Raw genomic sequence first — 18,288 nt, forward strand, 5'->3', positions numbered from 1 at the left:
CGCTAGTGTGCATTAGTCGGCTTTCCGCAAACCCGCCGATAGAACGGTTGAGTCAACTCATGACCACAGCAGAGACGTCGGCGCTGGAATCGCGGGTCGGCCACTACTACCAGATGGACGGCACCTACCTGGTGGGCCGGGAGAAGGTTCGCGAGTACGCGCGCGCCGTGCAGGACTATCACCCCGCACACTGGGATGTCGCCGCTGCCGCGGAAATGGGCTATTCGGGTCTGGTGGCGCCGTTGACGTTCACCTCGACCCCGGGCATGGCGTGCAACCGGCGCATGTTCGAATCCGTCGTCGTCGGCTACGACACCTACATGCAGACCGAAGAGGTCTTCGAGCAGCACCGCCCGATCGTCGACGGCGACGAACTGACCATCGACGTCGAGCTGACCTCGGTGCGCCGGATCGCCGGCCGCGACCTGATCACCGTCACCAATACCTTCACCGACACGGCGGGCGAAGTGGTGCACACCCTGCACACCACCGTCGTCGGTGTCACCGCCGAGGACATCGGCCCGGAGGTCAAGACAGCGGTGCAGCGCGCAATGATGCACGACGTCAACATCCTTGATGTCGGCGAATCGGCCGCCCGCTACGAAAAGACGGTGCGGCCCGCCGGCGAGATCCGGATCTCCGAGGGCGGCCTGACCCGCACCCCGGCGACACCGTCCTTCGATGACGTGAAAGTCGGCGACGCACTGCCGGTGCATCACACCCGGCTGTCCCGGGGTGACCTGGTGAACTATGCCGGCGTGGCCGGCGACGCCAACCCCATCCACTGGGACGAGGACATCGCCAAGCTGGCCGGTCTCCCCGACGTGATTGCGCACGGCATGCTCACTATGGGTCTGGGCGCGGGCTTCGCCTCCTCCTGGACCGGCGACCCGGGCGCGGTCACCCGCTACGCCGTACGACTGTCCGCACCGGCGATCGTGTCCGCCAAGGAAGGCTCCGACATCGAATTCAGCGGCCGGATCAAGTCGCTGGACCCGCAGACCCGCAGCGGTATCATTCTGGTCGCAGCAAAGTCCGAGAACCGGAAGATCTTCGGCCTCGCGACCATGAACGTCCGCTTCAGCTGACTTCCGGCCCAGCGCGGATACCTGCAACTCTGACAGGCCGCCTGCAGCACAGCGACAGGGAAGACCCAGTTCGCTGACAGCCAGTTTCCAGTAAACACTGCGTACTATCAGTCCGACTGAGATGACGCTTGTGAAGAAAATTCCGCCCGAACGTAGAGGCGTGGACCGGACGCGACAAACCGGCTGATGACGCAGCCGGATAACTCGAACCGGCTGCGATTTCTCTTGTTTGGAATTAACGGCATTAGGGCCGTCAAAAAGCTTGATGTAAGCGGGGAACCGTTGCGGCTAGCTTGATGACAGCTGCCTCACAACAGTTTTCAAAGATGTACTGGTACCACTATTAACTGAAGAAGTCGCACGCTTTTTACATCGCAGGAACCTTGAATAGACAACGGCCGTCTAGGGTTTGGGGTTCGACGGCGAGTTTCGAGCGTCGGCGGTTGGAAACGCGTGACGTAAGGAGTCACCCGAGATGGATTTTGCTGCATTGCCACCGGAGATCAACTCCGGCCGGATGTACGCGGGTGCGGGCTCCGGCCCCCTGCTGGCGGCCGCTTCGGCTTGGGACGCACTCGCGGCGGAATTGGGTTCTGCGGCTTCGTCCTACGAGTCGGTGGTTTCGAGCCTTACCGGGGAATGGTCCGGTCCGTCATCCACTTCGATGGCCGCCGCAGCCGAACCCTACGTGACATGGATGAGCACGACCGCCGCACAAGCCGAGCTTTCGGCCAACCAGGCCCGCGCCGCCGCGGCAGCCTACGAGGCGGCCTTCGCCGCCACCGTGCCGCCGCCGGTGGTCGCGGCAAACCGGACGCAGCTGGCAACCCTGATCGCGACGAACTTCCTGGGGCAGAACACGCCGGCGATCGCGGCCACCGAAATTCACTACGCGGAGATGTGGGCGCAGGACGCCGGGGCGATGTACGGCTACGCCGGATCGGCCGCGGCGGCAACGCAGCTCGCCCCGTTCAATCAGCCCCCGGAGACCACCAACCCGACTGGCGCGGCCAATCAGGCGGCGGCATCGGCTGAGGCAACCGGAAACTCGGCGGCATCGAACATCTCGCAGCAGGTCTCCCAGCTGCTCAATGCGATGCCCCAGGCGCTGCAGTCGTTGGCCTCCAACCCCGTAGGTACCGCAGCGGCCACAACATCGAGTTCATTCCTGGAGAACTGGAACTTGATCTTCTCCACCCTGACCGGGCCCACCACCCCGCTCGGCTGGTCGACAATCCCCGGTGGCTATTGGTTGGCGTTCGGACAGATGTACTCCTGGATCATGAACGGGATGGCAGCGCAGTCCTTCTTCGCCGGCCCGAAAGCCATTACCGGAGCGCTGCTACCGCTGGCACCCCTCGCACAAACAGCACTACCGGCGGCAAGCCTGAGCAGTGCCACAGGTGCACTGGGCAGCGCGGCATCGGTCGGCAAGCTCTCGGTGCCGGCATCATGGGCGGTTGCGGCACCCGCGACCAAGCTGGTCAGCATGGCTTCGTCACTGCCGGCAACCCTTGAGGCCGCCCCGATGGCGGCGGTCGCCGGTCAGGACGCCATGTTCGGTGAGATGGCACTGTCCAGCCTGTTGGGCCGCGGCATCGGCGGCACCGCAAACCAAACCGTGGGCGCGGCAACCCGTTCGCTACGCAACAGCGGCGGGTCCGATGCCTTCGGGCCCATTCCGCCCGGTGAAGCCGATCCCGCGGCCGCCACCATCATCGTGATCCCGGCACTGGATGAGTGACCCAGCGATGACGAAACGTGGCCTCCCCCAGCTGACTCAGTCGCACTCGACCAGATAAGGGTGTCGAAATGTACTTCTCTTTGCTCCCGCCGGAGATCATCTCGACCAACATGTACGCCGGCCCCGGATCCGGATCGCTCATAGCCGCTGCCACGGCGTGGGGGCGTCTCGCCAGCGAATTAAGCACCGCCGCATCCGAATACAACGCGGTGCTCGCTTCCCTCACCGGTGAATCGTGGACCGGCCCGTCGGCGACGGCGATGACGGCCGCCGCCGAGCCTTACGTCGCCTGGATGTCGACGACCGCGGCCACCGCGACTCAAGCGGCCGCCCAGGCGCAGGCCGCGGCCACCGCCTACGAAGCGGCGCACGCGGCGGTCGTTCCGCCGGAAGTCGTTACGGCCAACCGCACCCAGAACCAGATGCTGTACGCCACGAACTTCCTCGGCCAGAATCTCGCGGCCATCGCCGCCAACGAAGCCCAGTACCTGGAGATGTGGGCGCAGGACGCCGCTGCCATGCAGACCTACGCCGCATCGGCCGCCGCGGCCACCAAGATCACCGCGTTCACCGAGCCTCCGCAGACCACCACCGGGACCGCCGAAGCCACGTCGGCGGCCAACGCAGGGTCGGCGGCAGCCACCTCGGGCAGCAACTCGATCATGGATTTCCTGGGCAACCTGGCGACGCAGTACAACACCTTCGTCAACAACCTGCTCACCCAGCTAACCGGCAATCCCAGTGCGCCGGCCAACTTCGCGTCGCTGTTCGCGGCGTTCAAGGGCCCGGCGGGGCTGACCACACCGTTCAACGACATTTCGTTGCTGACCAACTTCCCCATCCAGAACGCCCTCAAGTTCGGAACTCCGGTCGGCCGGGTTTTCGAAGGCCTGCCGCTCAGCGGCCTCGGCGCCGGGCTTCGGGTGGGCGGCATGGCCGGCCTGACCTCATCGGTGTCGGCCACCATGTCCGAGGCGAACCTGGTGGGCAACCTGTCCGTCCCGCCGAGCTGGGCCTCTGCCAGCCCAGCGATCCGGCTGGCGGCAACCGGCGCCCCCACCGCAGCCCTGGCCGCCGCCCCCGCCTCGGGGATGGCCGGTGGTCTGCTCAACCAGGCGGCGCTGGGCAGCATGGCCGGCGGCGCCCTGGGAAGCGCCAGCCCCCGCGCCGTGCCCAGTGGGCGGATCCGGATTCAGGGTGGCAAGGCGAAGACTCCGGTCAAGCTCGACGCGGTGATCGCCAAGCTGCAGAGCCAGCCCGAGGCGGTCCAACACTGGAACGTCGACCAGGCCGGACTCGACGAACTGCTTGACGAGCTGTCCCGGAAACCCGGCGTTCACGCCGTGCACCTCAAGGGCGCCAAGAAAGCCGCAACCCCGCTGAGCTGACGCCCACCTGCGGCGCCAAAACCTTCCCCTTCCCTGAAAGAGAGAGTCATGCTTCTCGAGTTCTGGCAGAACTTCACACACAACCTGTTCAAGCCGCTGCTGTTGTTCTTCTACTTCGGCTTTCTGCTCGCACTGGCCAAGGTGCCGTTCGAGTTTCCGAACGCGGTGTATCAGGGCCTGACCATGTACCTGCTGCTGGCCATCGGTTGGCACGGGGGCGAGGAACTCGCCGGCATCGACCTCTCCCAGGTCGGCGGAATCCTGGGATTCATGCTCACCGGCTTCGTGCTGAACTTCGTGATCGGCACGATCGCCTACGTGTTGCTGAAGTACCTGACCAAGATGCGCGAAGTCGACCGCGCAACGGTCGCCGGCTACTACGGCTCCGATTCGGCCGGAACCTTCGCCACCTGCATGGGCGTGCTGGCCACCATCGGCATGGCATTCGACGCCTACATGCCCGTGATGCTGGCCATCATGGAGATCCCCGGCTGCTTGGTGGCGCTGTTCCTGGTCGCCCGGCTGCGCCACAAGGGTATGGACGCTGCCGGAAACATGCCCCACGAGCCGGGCTACACGGTGCCGGCCGGTTCGGTCCCGGCAGCCGTCGGCGCCACCCAGGCCGGTGACCCCACCGGCGGCCTGGCCATCCAGATGAGCCCCGAGCGTCGCGCGGAGACCGAAGGATCCTCGAACGGTCGCCTGCTCAGCCGGGAGCTGGTGCGGGAGGTCTTCCTCAACCCGGGCATCTGCCTGCTGCTCGGTGGTATCGCGATCGGTTTCATCTCTGGCCTGCAGGGCTCGAAGGTCACCGGCGTCGACGACCCGGTCTTCGTGACCGCGTTCCAGGGCGTGCTGTGCCTCTTCCTGCTCGAGATGGGGCTGACCGCCGCACGCAAGCTGAAGGACCTTAAGTCCGCCGGCCGTGGCTTCATCCTGTTTGGTCTACTGGTGCCCAACCTGTTCGCGACGCTGGGGCTGTTTGTCGCACACACCTACTCGCAGCTGACCGGCGTCCACTTCCAGCTGGGCACCTACGTGCTGTTCGCCGTGCTGTGCGGCGCGGCCTCATACATCGCGGTGCCGGCGATCCAGCGACTGGCCATCCCGGAAGCCAGTCCCAGCTTGCCGTTGGCCGCATCGCTGGGCCTGACGTTCGCCTACAACGTCACGATCGGCATCCCGCTCTACATCGAGATTGCACACCTCATCACGTCGCAGTAGGGAGCTCGTACAGCATGCAAGCCCCCAGTCAGCCGAGTGAAGAGTAGGAGGAACGACATGCGCAGCGTGTTATCGGTATTGAGCATTGCCGCCGTCATCGGGTTTGCCGCGCCGGCGTACGCGGATCCCGATGCCGGCGATGGCGGAGGCGATGCCGCCTTCCTGGCTTCCCTGAAGGCGGTCGGGCTGACCTTCAACAGTGGCGATCAGGCCATTGTGGCCGGCCATGCCGTCTGCAGCATGGCCAACAACGGTGAATCCGGATTGCAGGTCGTCAAACAACTCACGGCCGACAACCCGGGACTGAGCATGGACGCCGCTTCGCAGTTCGCGGCGGTCGCCGCCAACGCTTACTGCCCGCAGCACTTGCGGAAGTAGTCGGCCTACGCCTTCGTGAGTTCGGCGTAGCGGGCGATGTGGGAGTCGGTGGTTCCGAACTCGTATTGAATCGCGGTGAGTCGCTTGAAGTAGTGGCCGATCGCCAACTCTTCGGTCATGCCCATCCCGCCGTGCAATTGCACCGCCTCTTGGCCGACGAACCGGGCTGCCCGGCCGATGGTGGCTTTGCCCGCCGACACCGCGCGGGCGCGGGTGGCCTCGTCGGCCTCGAGGTTGAGGATCGCCAGGTAGACCGCGGCGGCCGACTGTTCAACCTCCATGAACATGTCGACCATCCGGTGCTGCAGAGCCTGGAAGCTGCCGATGGGCTGCCCGAACTGCTGACGCTGCTTGCAGTATTCGACGGTGTCCGCCAAGACTTTCCGCATGCAGCCGACCGCCTCGGAGCAGATCGCCGCGGCGCCCTCGTCTCGCGCCTGCGCCAATGACGGCCACGCCCCGCCGCGCTCACCCAGCAGGGCGTCGGCACCGAGCCGCAGATCGGTGAAGGTGACGTCAGCCGCGCTCCGGTCGTCGATGGTGCGGTACGGATGCAGGGTGATTCCCGCAGCGTCGGCCGCGGTGAGGAACAACGAGATTCCGTCTTCGCCCTCGATGCGGGCGGTGACCAGCAGGTGCGTGGCCAGAGGTGCCGCGACGACCATGATCTTCGAGCCGTTCAGCACCCAGCCGTCCCCATCGGGGCGCGCCAGGGTCTCCGCATCCTGCCACCGCTCGGCCGAACCCGGTTCTGCGGCAGCCAATGCGGCAACCGCGGTCCCGGCCACCAGTTCCTTGAGCACGCCGGCTGCCACCGGGCTGCCGGAACGGCGCAGCAGACCTCCGGCAACGACGACGGTGTCGACATACGGTTCGATCACCAGCGCATGCCCGAGCGCCTCGGTGATGACCATGAGTTCGACTGCGCCGCCGCCTATTCCGTCGAATTCTTCGGGAAGCGTGGCGCCCAGAATGCCCAGTTCGCCGGCGAAAGCACGCCAGATCTCGGGCTGCCAACCGGCGCCAGTCTTGGCTGCGGCGCGGCTCGTCTCGAGGTCGTAGCGCGCAGCGAGGAACTTGGTGATGCCGTCACGCAGCATCTGCTGCTCATTGTTCACGTTGAAGTCCATTAGAGCCCCAATGCCGCTTTGGCCAGAATATTCCGCTGAATTTCGTTGCTACCGGCGTAGATCGAGCCGGCCCGGTCGTTGAAGTAGCGCAGTGGAGCTACCGCCTGCCACGGTTCGCCAGACGCATATCCGTCGGCGGGCGGCTGGTAGTCGGCGATCGGCCCCCCAGGCGCGGTGACATGCGGCTGATAGATGCGTCCGCGCGGGCCGGCCGCCTCCAACGCCAGGGCGGTCAGTTCCTGGCTCAGCTCGGTGCCCAAGATCTTGAGCATCGACGACGAGGCACCCGGGTTGCGTCCCTCGGCGACGGCGGTGAGCACCTGGTATTCCAGGATCTCCAATACCTCGGCGCGAATCCGTGCGTCCGCCAGCTTGCGCATGAAGGCGTCGTCGTCGGCGAGCTTGCCACCGCCCGGTCCCGGCTGGCTCTTGGCCGCCGTGGCGATCTCCTCGGCCACCACCTGCAGGCCCGGCGCCACCGCGCCGCCACCGCGCTCGAATTCGAGCAGATACTTCGCGACCGTCCAGCCGCTGTCGATCTCGCCGATGACGTTGGTCTTGGGGACCCGCACCTCGTCGAAGAACACCTGATTCTGGATCTCTTCACCGGAGGTCATCACCAGCGGCCGGATCTCGATACCGGGCGAGGTCATGTCGATCAGCACGAACGTGATGCCTTGCTGCTTCTTGGCGGTCCGGGAGGTGCGCACCAGGGCGAACATCCAGTTCGCCTCGCCCGCGTGCGTGGTCCAGATCTTGCTGCCGGTGCAGACCAAGTCGTCGCCGTCGACCGTGGCCGCCATCGACAAGGCGGCCAAGTCCGATCCGGCCTCCGGCTCGGAATACCCCTGACAGAAGAACACTTCGCCGGTGAGGATCCGGGGCAAGAAGTAGTCCTTCTGTGCGTCGGTTCCGTACCGGACGATCGCGTGCGCGACCATCCGGATTCCCATCGGCGACAACGACGGTGCGCCGGCAAGCGTCGACTCGCGACTGAAGATGTAGTGCTGAGTCAGGCTCCAGTCACAGCCGCCGTGCTCCACCGGCCACGCCGGCGCCGCCCAACCCCGCTCGTGCAGAATCGCCTGCCACGCCATGCTGGCCTCGTGATCGGCGTAGACACTGGTCATCAGCCGACCCGCGCGACGCAGCTCCGGGGTCAGCTTCTGGTCGAGAAAATCCCGCACCTCTGCTTGAAACGCCCGGTCTTCCTCCGACCACCGCAAATCCATTAATCTCCCCTGCCGTACCGGCGGATAGACGCTTTTCCGCGAAGTCTAGCGTCCAGTTTGTGAGCGGCGATTCCGCCCGCGTCAGGCCATCACGCGGTCCAGCCGCGAAGGGGAGACCGAAGCCCTCCGCCACCGTTGACCGCGCCTATCGGATTCGTCCGGCAATACCGTCCACCAACAGCGCGCGCCCCTCCTCGGTGCCGTCGAGCATCCGGGTGATCCGCTTGGCGATCTGCCACTGGCCGGGCGATCCGGCCGCCCGCTTGAGGTGAAAGTAGTTGGCGCCGCCGCGCGCGACGCGAAACTGGTTGCCCTGCTTGACCAGCAGTGTCGACTCGCATACGGCGACCGCCTCGTCACCGTTCACGGTGACCACCGCCGGGCCGAGAAAGTGCGTGCATCCCCGCGCGATCAGATCCTGGTGCCCACGAGAGCGCACCATCGCCGCAATGTCCTCGCGGCCGTTCATCAGCCAGTTCTCGACGTCGTAGACGCCATCGTGTTGCCACAGTGCTGCGGTGGATTCGGGGTCGCCGGCGTCCACCAGCGGGCCATAGGACGCGATCAGCCGCTCGATGGCGCGCTCGTCCTCGATCTGCTGTAGGCGCCGCTCCAGTTCGGCCAGCCGTTGCTCGATCATCGCCCCTCCCGGCGCCACAGCTCGGCCAGTGCGATCAGCTGGTCACGGAAGTGCGCCGCAGAGCGCGCCGCGATCACGCAGCTGACGTCCGTGGCACCGATGTCGGCAAGCCGGCCGACCCGATCGAGGGTCTGCTGCGGGGCATCGATCGGATCCAGCGGCGGCGTCGACAACACTACTGCGAACCCGTCCGGGAGATCCACGGAGCCAAGATATTTCGTCAGCTCGTCGATGGTGAGGCCGAACGGTGTCCAGCCGTCGCCCAAGTTCACCGCCCGCCTAAGCGATCGGCGGGTGCGTCCCCCCACCCAGATCGGCACCCGCTGTTGCACCGCGCACGGCTGCACGACCATCGAGTCGAATCGGTAGAAGGCGCCGTGATAGGCGGGCTGGGTGGTCGACAGCGACGCCCGCAACGCCTTCATCGCGTCGTCAGCACGGGCACCGCGGTCATCCCACGCGCAGCCGAGCAGGTCGAACTCCTCACGCAGCGATCCGACCCCGACGCCCAGGGTCAGCCGGCCACCGCTGAGCCGGTCGAGGGTCCCGTAGCGTTTGGCGAGCTCCAGCGGATGGTGATAGCCCAGCACCACAACCGATGTCACCAATCGAATCGAGTGCGTGCGAGCGGCGAGAAACGCCAGTGTTGCCAACGGATCCCAGTAGGTCGTCCCCCGACCGGCCGCGGCCTCGGCGGGTACCGCGACATGTTCCGAGCAGGTGAGGTAGGCGAATCCGAGTTCATCGGCGGTCGAGGCGATTTGGGCGATGTCCTCGACGCTGCCCTCGGCCTCCCAGCTCGACGCTGCGCCAGGGACCTGGATGACGATCGGCGTCGCCAAGCCAAGCCGCATCAGCGGGACCGAATCCGGGGACCGTTGTACCGCAAGGGCTCTACGCCTTTCGTTGCGCCGCGCTAGTGAGGTAGCCTCATCGAAGTGAAACTAGAATGAATTTTAGTTATGGAGGCATCTCTTGTCTAGCGGTGATCGATCCGAGTGGGCGCAGCAGTACGGCCCCTGGGCGGTGGTCGCCGGCGGCTCGGAAGGCGTCGGCGCCGAGTTCGCGTTCCAGCTGGCCGAAGCCGGTATCAATCTGGTCCTGATCGCGCGCAAGCCAGACCCGCTGCGTGAGACCGCCGATCGGTGCAGGACCCGCGGCGTGCGCGTCCGCGAGCTGGAGGTCGACCTGACCGCCGCGGAAGCGGTTACCCGGATCGCCGAGGCGACGTCGGACATCGAAGTCGGATTGCTGATCTACAACGCGGGCGCCAACACGCACAGCGCAGAATTCCTCGACGGCGATCTGGCTGCCTTCGAGCGCGTCCTCGACCTGAACGTACGGACGCCGCTGGCGCTGATCCACCATTTCGGGGGGCCGATGCGCCTCCGGCGCCGCGGCGGTCTGCTGCTGGTCGGGTCGCTGACCGGATATCTCGGTTCGGCGCGGCAGACCGTTTACGGAGGCGCGAAGGCGTTCACCCGGATCTACGCCGAGGGCCTCTGGCTGGAGTTGCGCGACTACAACGTGCACGTCTTGGAATTGGTGCTCGGCGTGACCAGGACGCCTGCCATGGCACGGGCGGGCCTCAACTTCGATGTACCGGGGCTGCGAGTGTCCGATCCGGCCGAGGTCGCCCGCGAAGGCCTCGACCAGCTTTCCCGGGGACCGGTGCACGTCATCTCGGCCCACGCCGACAGTCCTGCCCTGCACGCCACCGCGGATCGTGCCAAAGCCGTCCTCGCCTCACATCGGCTGATGCAGAAGCTGCTCTCAGGCGGCACCCCGAGCCGCTGATGCCCCGCCCGCCGGTTGAGCGCGACGCCGCTGTTCCCACCACGCCCGCACAACGGCAACGCTGCGAACGCATCCTTGCCACGGCGGCCCGACTCGGTGCCCGCGACGGTCTTGAGGCCGTCCGGATGCAGGATGTGGCCGACCAATCCGCGGTATCGATCGCGACCCTCTACCGCTACTACCCCACCAAGCATCACTTGTTCAGCGCCTTGTTGTTGCACTACACCCAGACCGCCGGTCCGTCGCACCCACCGACGGGCTGTCCGGCGGCCGACGTCACCGATCTCATGGTCGGCATCTGCCGTTCGATGCTCGCGCGACCCCGGCTGGCTCGCGCAATGATCACCTCCGTCAATGCCCGGCGCTCCGAGTCGTCGGCAACCGGGGACTTCGACCTGCGTGCCAACATCTTGTCGGTCGCCGGGATCACCCGGCCCGCACCGCGCGACATCCAGTTGGCGCTACTGGTGGAGCAGTGCGCCTACGGGATCTTGTCCTGGGCGGTGATGGGTGAAACGACCCCTGCGCAGGCCGAACGCGACATGCGGCGCGCCTGCGAGCTGCTGCTAGCGCCCTGGCGTAGTGGTGCGCACACCGGGCCCGCGCCGCTGCGCTGACGCCGGACTCGCCGTGGCGCTATCGCTGGAGTGTGGCATCGCCAGCGCGGTCCCGAGGATCCACGCGAACAAGAACGCCGGCATTGCGGTGATCGCGAATCCTTCCAGCGACAGCGGGCCGGTGCGGAAGACGAACGTCAGAAGCAGCGCCGGATGGACCACCGCGGCGGCGAGCGCGAGGTGCCCGGCGTACGCCGGCAACGCCTGGCGGGCATAGACCGCGACCACGAATGCGCCCAGCGCCACCACCAGGGGCATCCCCGACATGGCCAGCAATCCGAACGTCAGGTCGTAGAGCATTGACGCCGCGTCGGCACTTCGGCGCCGGTACAGCAGGAGATCAAAGGCCGTGAACCCGCTGAGCAGCAGGGTCAGGCAGCCGATGAATCCCGCGGCGAAACAGGTCGGAAGGATCGATTTCATGGGAACGCGATCCCGTAGATACGCCCACACCGCGGCGCCGAAGACGAACAAGAGCGCGACGCCGACGGTGTTGAGCGCCATCGCCACGACCAACCGGTCGTGGTGAGCCGCGGCCCACCGCGCCACGTCGATCGACTGCGTTCGGGTCCCCGGAAAAGACCAGATCGGGTAGGCCAGCAACGTGGTCGCGGGCAGGGTGACGCCGAGTATGCCGGACCACCGGGCCACACGTGGCGCGTCCCAGGATGTGCCGATCACGAAAGTTCCCCCTGTTGTCGGGCGAGGTCCCACTGACCGAAGTCCGCGGCAAGGACGTCGTTGACGTCCACATGCACGTCGTCGATGACGAAACCCGGCTCGGTCGCGGTGACGATTTCTCGTTGGAAGAGTACGGCTGCCGGTTCGCGGTCTCCGTGCGACCATGCCCGGGTCTGCCATGCCCACCGGTGACCCGGGCTGGTCGACCTTCCGATCACACCGTCGTTGATCGCCCAGCTGCATTGCCGGGCGCCGCCGTAGATTCCGGTGCGGTCAACACCCAGTACGGAGTTGATCCCGCGAAACCATTTCACCGCCACGTTCTGCCACGTTGCGGCATCGATGTCCTCATCGACGCTGAAGAAAATCGGCGCCGACGGTGGTCCACCGGCTGCGGCGTGCAGCCGAAGCGCCGTCTGGGCATCGGCCACACCACCGTCGTAGCCCCTGGTGAAGTCCGATGGCGACTGCGTCCAACCCGGTTTGCCGAACTGGTAGCAACTGGCGACCTGCAGCCCAGCGGCGCGAAGCCCATCGGCATAGTCGCGGGTGACGGGCTTGAAGTCGAAGGTGGCGCCCGGCCGGAGCTCGGAGACGTAGACCAGCGCCCCGTCGAATCCGGCGGCCTTGATCTGTTCGGGCGACACCAGCCGGTGGGCGAAATCGATAACCTGCAGCCCGTCCGCACCGGCCCGCGCAGCGCCGACCGTCGCCCCAAGAACGCCGGGCAGGGCCAGCGCCGGGCCGAGTACCGCGGCATACCTCAGCACGTCGCGCCGCGAAGCGGAACGCGTCACAACTGGCAAGGGTACCGGCCGCACGTCCCTACAATGTGCCGATCACCGATTCGCCGAAGTGGCCCAGAGCCTCCACCGTATGGCTGAGACTGTCGCCGGGTACGGCGACCTGTACCCAGGTCACGCCGGCTTCGGCGAGCCGGCCCAGGCCGTCCAGGTAGGCGCCGGGCTCGAAGTCGTCGTAGCCGGGACGGCCGCCGACGAGGTTCGAGAAGCACACGTCGATGGCGGCCCAGTCACGGCCGGCCTCGTCGCAGCGCCGTTTCAGGTCGTCGATGCCCGCTGCCAGGGCTTCGACCGAATTCATCTCGGCGGTGCGGGCGGTGCTGGCCAGGCCGGCCGACGCCGGGAACGGCGCCCAGCCCTCACCCCGCTCCGCCACCCGCTGACGTGCTCTGCCGGTGTTGCCGCCGATCCAGATCGGCGGATGGGGACTGCTGACCGGTCGCGGATGCGCGGTGATCCCGCGAGCGCGAAAATGCCGGCCCTCGAATGCGACGTCGTCACCGGTCCAGATAGCGCGGATGACATCCAGGCTCTCTTCGACCAGTGCGGCGCGCTCATCGAAGTCCACCCCCAAGGCGGCGAATTCACCCTTGAGGTAGCCCACACCGACGGCCAAGGTGAACCGTCCGCCCGACAACAGATCCAGGGTCGCGCCCGATTTCGCCACCACAAACGGGTTGCGGTAGGGCAAGACAACGACGTTCGGGATGAACCGGATCTTTTCGGTGTGCCCCGCGGCGAATCCCATCGCCACGAAGGGATCGAGACTGTCGTGGCCGCCGGCGTCGAGCCAGCGCTGAGTCGGCGCCGGGTGGTCAGTGAAACCCATGGCGCCAAACCCGGCGGCTTCTGCGGCCTGCGCAATGGTGGTCACCGCTTGCGCCGAGACCAGCTCCGGATCGCATGGATGGGCGATGATCGGGTAGGTGAACGCGAACCGCATACGGCTCTCCTTCGCGCGGAGTTGCTAAGTGGTTGTCGGCCGTGCCGGACCCAGAAAGACTGCGGCACCTGCCATTTCGTCACGGGCGCGGCACGGACGCCCTCGACGCTGGCGACCAGCTTCGCCGTCGCTCGGGCCGCTTCGGTATCGCATTCCCAGATCACCACTCTGGCAGCGAATTCCGCAAAGCTCGCCACTCTGCGCAAGACCACTACCCCTCGGGTTTCTGTGGCCCTGGCGGCTCGGCTATCGGCCGGACGAGGACTTCTTGCGCGGTGCTGGCCACATGCCGACCTTCGGCATCCACCATGGTGCCGTGCACCAGGGCACGATGTCCGGCCGTGGCGACGGTCTGCTGGGTGTAGAGGTGCCATCGATCGAAGTGGACTGGGCGGTGCAGCCACACGCTGTGGTCCAGGGTCAGGCCGGTGTGCGTGGCATGGTCGACCGGCTGCGGGTGAGCGCGAAACGCGGTGTCCACCAGGAGGTAGTCGCTGGCGTAGGCAAGCAGCACCGCGTGTAGTTGCGGGTCGCCGTCGATTCCGCACGGCAACCGCATCCAGTGGGCACGCGGACCTGGTGCTTGGGCGCCGCCGAGGAACACCGGGGCTTCGGCGGTGCGGACTTCCAGCGGTGGGGGCCGTTCTATCCAAGTGTTCCCTCGCCCGGCCAGGTATGGCGGAGCGTGTTGCACCCAGTGCTGTAGCAGCGGAAGGGCTTCCGGTTCGGGTCCGGGCAGCGGCACGGGGGCGGCGTCTGCGCTTTCCGTGCTGGTGTCGAAGGACACCGTCGCCACCATGAGTGTGCGGCCGCCCTGCTGAATGGTGACCTGCCGTGCCGACATGGTGCGCCCGTCGCGAGTGCGGTCGACGGCGATCTCCAGCGGTACGCCTGAGTCGCCCGGACGCAGAAACGACGCGTGGATGGAATGGGCGGTGAGCTCGGGGACCGTGGCCGCGGCTGCTGTCATCGCCTGGGCGATGAGCTGGCCGCCGAAGATCCGGCCGAACCGGCCGGCCTCGTTGTCGGCCAGGTATCGGTCATCGCCCAGTGGGTGCAGCGTCAATACTTGCTGCAGCCGATCCAGCGCGTCGAGCGTGGCGCGTTCCAGTTGGCTTCCGGACCCGAGCAGGGGGCCGCCATAGTCGGGATGAGCGGAGACCTCGGACGCCGACGTCTGCACAAGTTCCTCCTCACCCGCTGTGGCCCGTCCGCGGCGGACCGCCGACACGGGTAGCCGGTGACGTAACTGCTAGCCCATTTAAGTAAATCTGAGCGATCTAGGTCAAGGGTGAAACCCGAACCGTGCTCAGGCAACCACGCGCACTCAGATCGACCGAGGACACTTTCGAAGGTAACAGGAGCTCCATCCGGATCGGTCTGCCGAATCGCCGGTCTACGAGGCCGTCTGGAGGTCCGGTCGAGCCCTTGGCGTCGGGATGCCTTGGTAATTCTTGCCGTTCACCCCTGCCGCTGCTTTGACATTCTTAACAACCCCACATCGATGGCGGATGGGCAAAGTTTCTGTAGCGCGAATTAGGCTGGACGCCAGCATCATTCGCGATACAGGTTCCGCTTTGGGCAACTCATCTGGCAGCGCAAACGTTCTCATTCGAGTTGACTATCACCAACAGTGATGCCACCATGGCCGCGAACGCACCTCGCTAGGTGAGGCGTCTGTACGGATACAGGCCACTGACCTCAAACGTCGAGAGACGCCCAGGGTCAGGACAGCTCTTCCCGGCTTAAGGGTTGAGCCCAAGTGGCTTTCGGCATATGACTGGATACGCCGTGCAGTGCCAAAACTCTGTCGAGAGGGGTGCCGTCCGGCCGACTCTGCGCTGGTTCGGTTAGTCCCGCTGTGCCCACTGCAACGGCATCCCCGTATGCCCTGGCCGTGAGGAGGTGAGAGCGACATTGAGTCCGAGCGATAGTCCTTATCCGAGATCGACGACCATTTCGTTCGAACCCTGCCCCGGCGCCGCCTTCATCGTCTGAATCGGTCCGCCTGTACCGCATCAGCGCTGTCTGCATCGTGGACCTGCGCTGCTCTTGCGCGCGACTGTTCTTGTACGGCGGCGTAGTTCGTCATGCCCTCTCAAAGGAGAGTCCCCGATGTCTTTTGTGTACGCACTGCCCGAAGACCTCACCGCGACAGCGGCCGATCTGCGCGGTGTCGGCGATACGGTGGCCGCGCAAAGCGCCGCTGCCGCAGCGCCGACCACCGGAGTGATTCCCGCCGCCGCCGACGAGGTCTCCGCCCTGACCGCAGCTCAATTCGCGCGGCATGCACAGATGTACCAAGCGATCAGTAAGCGCGCCGCGGTGGTGCACGAGATGTTCGTCAAAACCCTGCAGCACAGCGCACAGTCATACGCAGCGACCGATGCCGCGAACGTTATCTCGGTCTACTGAAAGGGGTTTGGATCATGGACTACGGATCGATGCCACCAGAGATCAATTCGGCGCGCATGTACGCCGGCGCAGGATCAGGTCCGATGCTGGCCGCCGCGGCGTCCTGGAACTTGCTGGCCGCGGAATTACGGTCGGCGGCAACATCGTTCGAATGGCTGGTGGCGAGCCTGGCCAGTCAAGGCTGGTGGGGGCCATCCGCAACGGCGATGACAGCGGCTGCCGAACCCTACTTTGTGTGGCTGAGCGTGACCGCCGAGCAGGCTGAGCAGACCGCGGCACAGGCTTACGCCGCGGCCGAAGCGTACGCCGCGGCCCACGCCATGACGGTGCCGCCGGCGGCGATCGAGACCAACCGGGTGCTGCTGGCGTCATTGATCAAGACCAACGCGCTGGGACAGAACACACCGGCTATCGCAGCGACCGAAGCTCGCTACGCGCAGATGTGGGCCCAAGACGCGGTGGCGATGTATGGCTACGCCGCGGCTTCCGCCACCGCCACCCAACTGATCCCCTTCGCCGATGCGCCGGAGACCACCAATCAAGACGACGGCACCCAGGCCGCCGGCGGTGTGGACCCCGCTGATGCCCACGCCCAGCTGCCGGATGCGTTGCGGAGCCTGGCGTCGCCGGCGGAGGGCTCGCGTCCGACGGATCCGGACTGGCACTGGACGAAGTTCTTCGACGGCCTCTTCGACGGGACGTGGGGCCACGACGACGGGTCGGGTTTGAACATCAATGCCCAGCTGTGGAACACGATCGCCGCAACCGGCATTTTCGATCCCGGCGGCAACATCGAGGGGTTTTCCGGGCTGGCCACGCTCGGGTTTCTCGCGCGCGGCATGGATGGCGGCACCGCTGCCCTGGCCCGCGGCGGGCTCGGGCCCACGCCGGGCATGACCCTGGCGTCGACGGCCGCTGGTGGGCTGGAGTCCGCCGGCCGCGCCGCCGGCGGCACCACCTCCCCGGTGGCCGCGGGAGTGGGCCGGGCCACCCTGGTCGGTTCGTTGTCGACGCCGCCCAACTGGGCGGCGGCAACCCCGACGGGAGCTCCTGCCACTGGAACGGGTAGCGGCTGGACCGTCGCCCCGGAAAGCCGGTCGATGACCGCCATGCCTCCCCCGATTCCTCCGGGTGGCGCCGGTCGCAACGGCAGCTACGGCCTCGGCACGCCGCGCTATGGCGTCAAGCTGACCGTGATGCCGCGGCCCGTTGTGGTCGGTTAGGCGGCCCGGTTGTCGCGCGCAGCCAATCGGACCACGCTGAGGACCACCACCAGGCCCATCATGAACCAGGTCATCTCGGAGCACGTCTGGTAGATATCGGCCAGTGCGACGGGCTTGCCCGCAATGGTCGTCGTGGCGTCGCCGGCACGCAGCAGTCCGAGGTTCACCTGCAGGCCCATGCCGAACCAGATGACGGCCGGCATCAACAACGCCGATCGGGTGGTGGAGGTGGGTTCGCGTCGCCACCGACGTTCGATCAAGGCAAACGTCTGGAATAGCAACCATCCCGTGATCAACCAACCGGTGTAGTTACTCAACGGCACGCCCAGAACCCCACTCGGTGATCGGTAGGTGAAGAGGTGACGCGCATAGGCCCCGATCGGATCGATCACCAAGTCATAGCCGGCGACGACGAGGGTTGCGACGACGGGCGTCACGATCACATACAGGAGTCGGCTGCGACACTCACCCACAAGTACCCGGGCCAGAATCCACGCCAGCCAGGCCAGAATCACCCAGGCCGCCACAACGGTGAACGGCACGCCGAGCGCCCGGGGACCTTCTAAGTGATGGACGTAGTAGCCGAACGGGAAGCCGGTCGCGATACTGCACGCCTCGAGACCGAAACCCACGGTCACTGCGATGGCGAAGTATGCGGTAGCTCCGGCGGGCTTGTAGAGCGTCAGTGCATGGAGCAACACGAACACCAGCATGGAGGCACCCGAGATAGCTTCAGCCACAGGAGATATCGATGATCCGGAGCTCAGCGCAGCCGTTACCGTCGCGGCGAGCCAGATCGCGACAAGGCACCAGCCGGTAATCACCATCCCGGCCCTAGAACCGCGCGGGGTCGTCGGCGATGTGCTGCTCACGGGCGTCGACACGCACCGAATCGTATCCGTCGGCGGCTGGTTATCCGGGCAAAGCGACGATGATTGCGCCCAAAGCATCTGAGCGTTCTCGGCGCGGGCGACACCGTTAACAG

19 protein-coding genes and 1 riboswitch are annotated in these 18,288 nt (G+C 66.2%); of the genes, 10 read left to right on the forward strand and 9 right to left on the reverse strand.

What is annotated here, in order from left to right; all coding sequences use genetic code 11:
* Nucleotides 1-59 precede the first annotated feature (59 nt).
* From ACKY0X_RS22055 to ACKY0X_RS22075, 5 genes are all read left to right on the forward strand, one after another.
* The gene (locus tag ACKY0X_RS22055; protein WP_409427722.1) at nucleotides 60-1,088 is read left to right on the forward strand and encodes a fused (3R)-hydroxyacyl-ACP dehydratase subunits HadA/HadB; all 1,029 of its coding nucleotides are present in this window, start codon (nucleotides 60-62) and stop codon (nucleotides 1,086-1,088) included.
* A gap of 475 nt (nucleotides 1,089-1,563) precedes the next feature.
* Entirely contained in the window at nucleotides 1,564-2,832 is a 1,269-nt protein-coding gene (locus ACKY0X_RS22060) for a PPE family protein (protein WP_409427723.1), read from the forward strand.
* Between the two features lie 68 nt (nucleotides 2,833-2,900).
* Nucleotides 2,901-4,220 (forward strand): PPE family protein, encoded by a 1,320-nt coding sequence (locus tag ACKY0X_RS22065; protein WP_409427724.1) that lies wholly within the window; start codon nucleotides 2,901-2,903, stop codon nucleotides 4,218-4,220.
* A gap of 48 nt (nucleotides 4,221-4,268) precedes the next feature.
* On the forward strand, nucleotides 4,269-5,444 hold the full coding sequence (locus ACKY0X_RS22070; protein WP_409427725.1) for a sodium-dependent bicarbonate transport family permease: 1,176 nt from the start codon (nucleotides 4,269-4,271) through the stop codon (nucleotides 5,442-5,444).
* 57 nt (nucleotides 5,445-5,501) lie between these two features.
* The gene (locus ACKY0X_RS22075; RefSeq protein ID WP_409427726.1) at nucleotides 5,502-5,822 is read left to right on the forward strand and encodes a DUF732 domain-containing protein; all 321 of its coding nucleotides are present in this window, start codon (nucleotides 5,502-5,504) and stop codon (nucleotides 5,820-5,822) included.
* Nucleotides 5,823-5,827: 5 nt separating this feature from the next.
* Here the strand turns inward: ACKY0X_RS22075 and ACKY0X_RS22080 are convergent, their stop codons facing one another.
* The 4 genes from ACKY0X_RS22080 to ACKY0X_RS22095 all read right to left on the reverse strand — a co-directional run bounded on the left by ACKY0X_RS22080 (nucleotide 5,828) and on the right by ACKY0X_RS22095 (nucleotide 9,678).
* Nucleotides 5,828-6,952: an acyl-CoA dehydrogenase family protein gene (locus tag ACKY0X_RS22080; protein ID WP_409427727.1), complete on the reverse strand. Its 1,125-nt coding sequence runs from the start codon at nucleotides 6,950-6,952 to the stop codon at nucleotides 5,828-5,830.
* Nucleotides 6,952-8,184, reverse strand: a complete 1,233-nt coding sequence (locus ACKY0X_RS22085; RefSeq protein WP_409427728.1) for an acyl-CoA dehydrogenase family protein — start codon at nucleotides 8,182-8,184, stop codon at nucleotides 6,952-6,954. Before ACKY0X_RS22085 ends, ACKY0X_RS22080 begins: the two co-directional genes overlap by 1 nt.
* Nucleotides 8,185-8,329: 145 nt before the next feature.
* Complete coding sequence (locus ACKY0X_RS22090) at nucleotides 8,330-8,824, reverse strand: nuclear transport factor 2 family protein (protein WP_409427729.1); 495 nt, start codon at nucleotides 8,822-8,824, stop codon at nucleotides 8,330-8,332.
* Complete coding sequence (locus ACKY0X_RS22095; RefSeq protein ID WP_409427730.1) at nucleotides 8,821-9,678, reverse strand: LLM class F420-dependent oxidoreductase; 858 nt, start codon at nucleotides 9,676-9,678, stop codon at nucleotides 8,821-8,823. Before ACKY0X_RS22095 ends, ACKY0X_RS22090 begins: the two co-directional genes overlap by 4 nt.
* Before the next feature lie 121 nt (nucleotides 9,679-9,799).
* Between ACKY0X_RS22095 and ACKY0X_RS22100 the strand changes: the two genes are divergently transcribed.
* Together ACKY0X_RS22100 and ACKY0X_RS22105 are read left to right on the forward strand one after the other, a co-directional pair.
* Entirely contained in the window at nucleotides 9,800-10,621 is an 822-nt protein-coding gene (locus ACKY0X_RS22100) for an SDR family NAD(P)-dependent oxidoreductase (RefSeq protein WP_409427731.1), read from the forward strand.
* On the forward strand, nucleotides 10,621-11,238 hold the full coding sequence (locus ACKY0X_RS22105) for a TetR family transcriptional regulator (protein WP_409427732.1): 618 nt from the start codon (nucleotides 10,621-10,623) through the stop codon (nucleotides 11,236-11,238). The genes ACKY0X_RS22100 and ACKY0X_RS22105 overlap by 1 nt, the downstream gene beginning before the upstream one ends.
* Here the strand turns inward: ACKY0X_RS22105 and ACKY0X_RS22110 are convergent.
* The 4 genes from ACKY0X_RS22110 to ACKY0X_RS22125 form a co-directional block, all read right to left on the reverse strand.
* Complete coding sequence (locus ACKY0X_RS22110) at nucleotides 11,188-11,919, reverse strand: hypothetical protein (RefSeq protein ID WP_409427733.1); 732 nt, start codon at nucleotides 11,917-11,919, stop codon at nucleotides 11,188-11,190. The genes ACKY0X_RS22105 and ACKY0X_RS22110 overlap by 51 nt on opposite strands.
* Nucleotides 11,916-12,716: a DUF1906 domain-containing protein gene (locus ACKY0X_RS22115; RefSeq protein WP_409427734.1), complete on the reverse strand. Its 801-nt coding sequence runs from the start codon at nucleotides 12,714-12,716 to the stop codon at nucleotides 11,916-11,918. Before ACKY0X_RS22115 ends, ACKY0X_RS22110 begins: the two co-directional genes overlap by 4 nt.
* 28 nt (nucleotides 12,717-12,744) lie before the next feature.
* A complete protein-coding gene (locus ACKY0X_RS22120) occupies nucleotides 12,745-13,665 on the reverse strand; it encodes an LLM class F420-dependent oxidoreductase (RefSeq protein WP_409427735.1) in 921 nt (306 codons plus the stop codon).
* A 211-nt stretch (nucleotides 13,666-13,876) separates the two neighbouring features.
* A complete protein-coding gene (locus ACKY0X_RS22125; protein ID WP_409427736.1) occupies nucleotides 13,877-14,848 on the reverse strand; it encodes an acyl-CoA thioesterase in 972 nt (323 codons plus the stop codon).
* Nucleotides 14,849-15,318: 470 nt separating this feature from the next.
* A riboswitch (M-box (ykoK) riboswitch) is annotated at nucleotides 15,319-15,491 on the forward strand.
* Between the two features lie 289 nt (nucleotides 15,492-15,780).
* Between ACKY0X_RS22125 and ACKY0X_RS22130 the strand changes: the two genes are divergently transcribed.
* Both ACKY0X_RS22130 and ACKY0X_RS22135 read left to right on the forward strand, forming a co-directional pair.
* Nucleotides 15,781-16,080 (forward strand): PE family protein, encoded by a 300-nt coding sequence (locus ACKY0X_RS22130; RefSeq protein WP_409427737.1) that lies wholly within the window; start codon nucleotides 15,781-15,783, stop codon nucleotides 16,078-16,080.
* A 14-nt stretch (nucleotides 16,081-16,094) separates the two neighbouring features.
* On the forward strand, nucleotides 16,095-17,303 hold the full coding sequence (locus tag ACKY0X_RS22135) for a PPE family protein (RefSeq protein ID WP_409427738.1): 1,209 nt from the start codon (nucleotides 16,095-16,097) through the stop codon (nucleotides 17,301-17,303).
* On the opposite strand, the gene ACKY0X_RS22140 is transcribed toward ACKY0X_RS22135, so the two are convergent.
* On the reverse strand, nucleotides 17,300-18,016 hold the full coding sequence (locus ACKY0X_RS22140) for a carotenoid biosynthesis protein (RefSeq protein WP_409427739.1): 717 nt from the start codon (nucleotides 18,014-18,016) through the stop codon (nucleotides 17,300-17,302). The two genes, ACKY0X_RS22135 and ACKY0X_RS22140, sit on opposite strands and share 4 nt — an antisense overlap.
* Here ACKY0X_RS22140 and ACKY0X_RS22145 point away from each other — a divergent pair.
* Nucleotides 18,015-18,257 (forward strand): hypothetical protein, encoded by a 243-nt coding sequence (locus ACKY0X_RS22145; RefSeq protein ID WP_409427740.1) that lies wholly within the window; start codon nucleotides 18,015-18,017, stop codon nucleotides 18,255-18,257. The two genes, ACKY0X_RS22140 and ACKY0X_RS22145, sit on opposite strands and share 2 nt — an antisense overlap.
* Nucleotides 18,258-18,288: the final 31 nt, after the last annotated feature.

This window comes from Mycobacterium sp. SMC-11 (genome assembly GCF_046250095.1).
Lineage (GTDB): Bacteria > Actinomycetota > Actinomycetes > Mycobacteriales > Mycobacteriaceae > Mycobacterium > Mycobacterium heraklionense_A.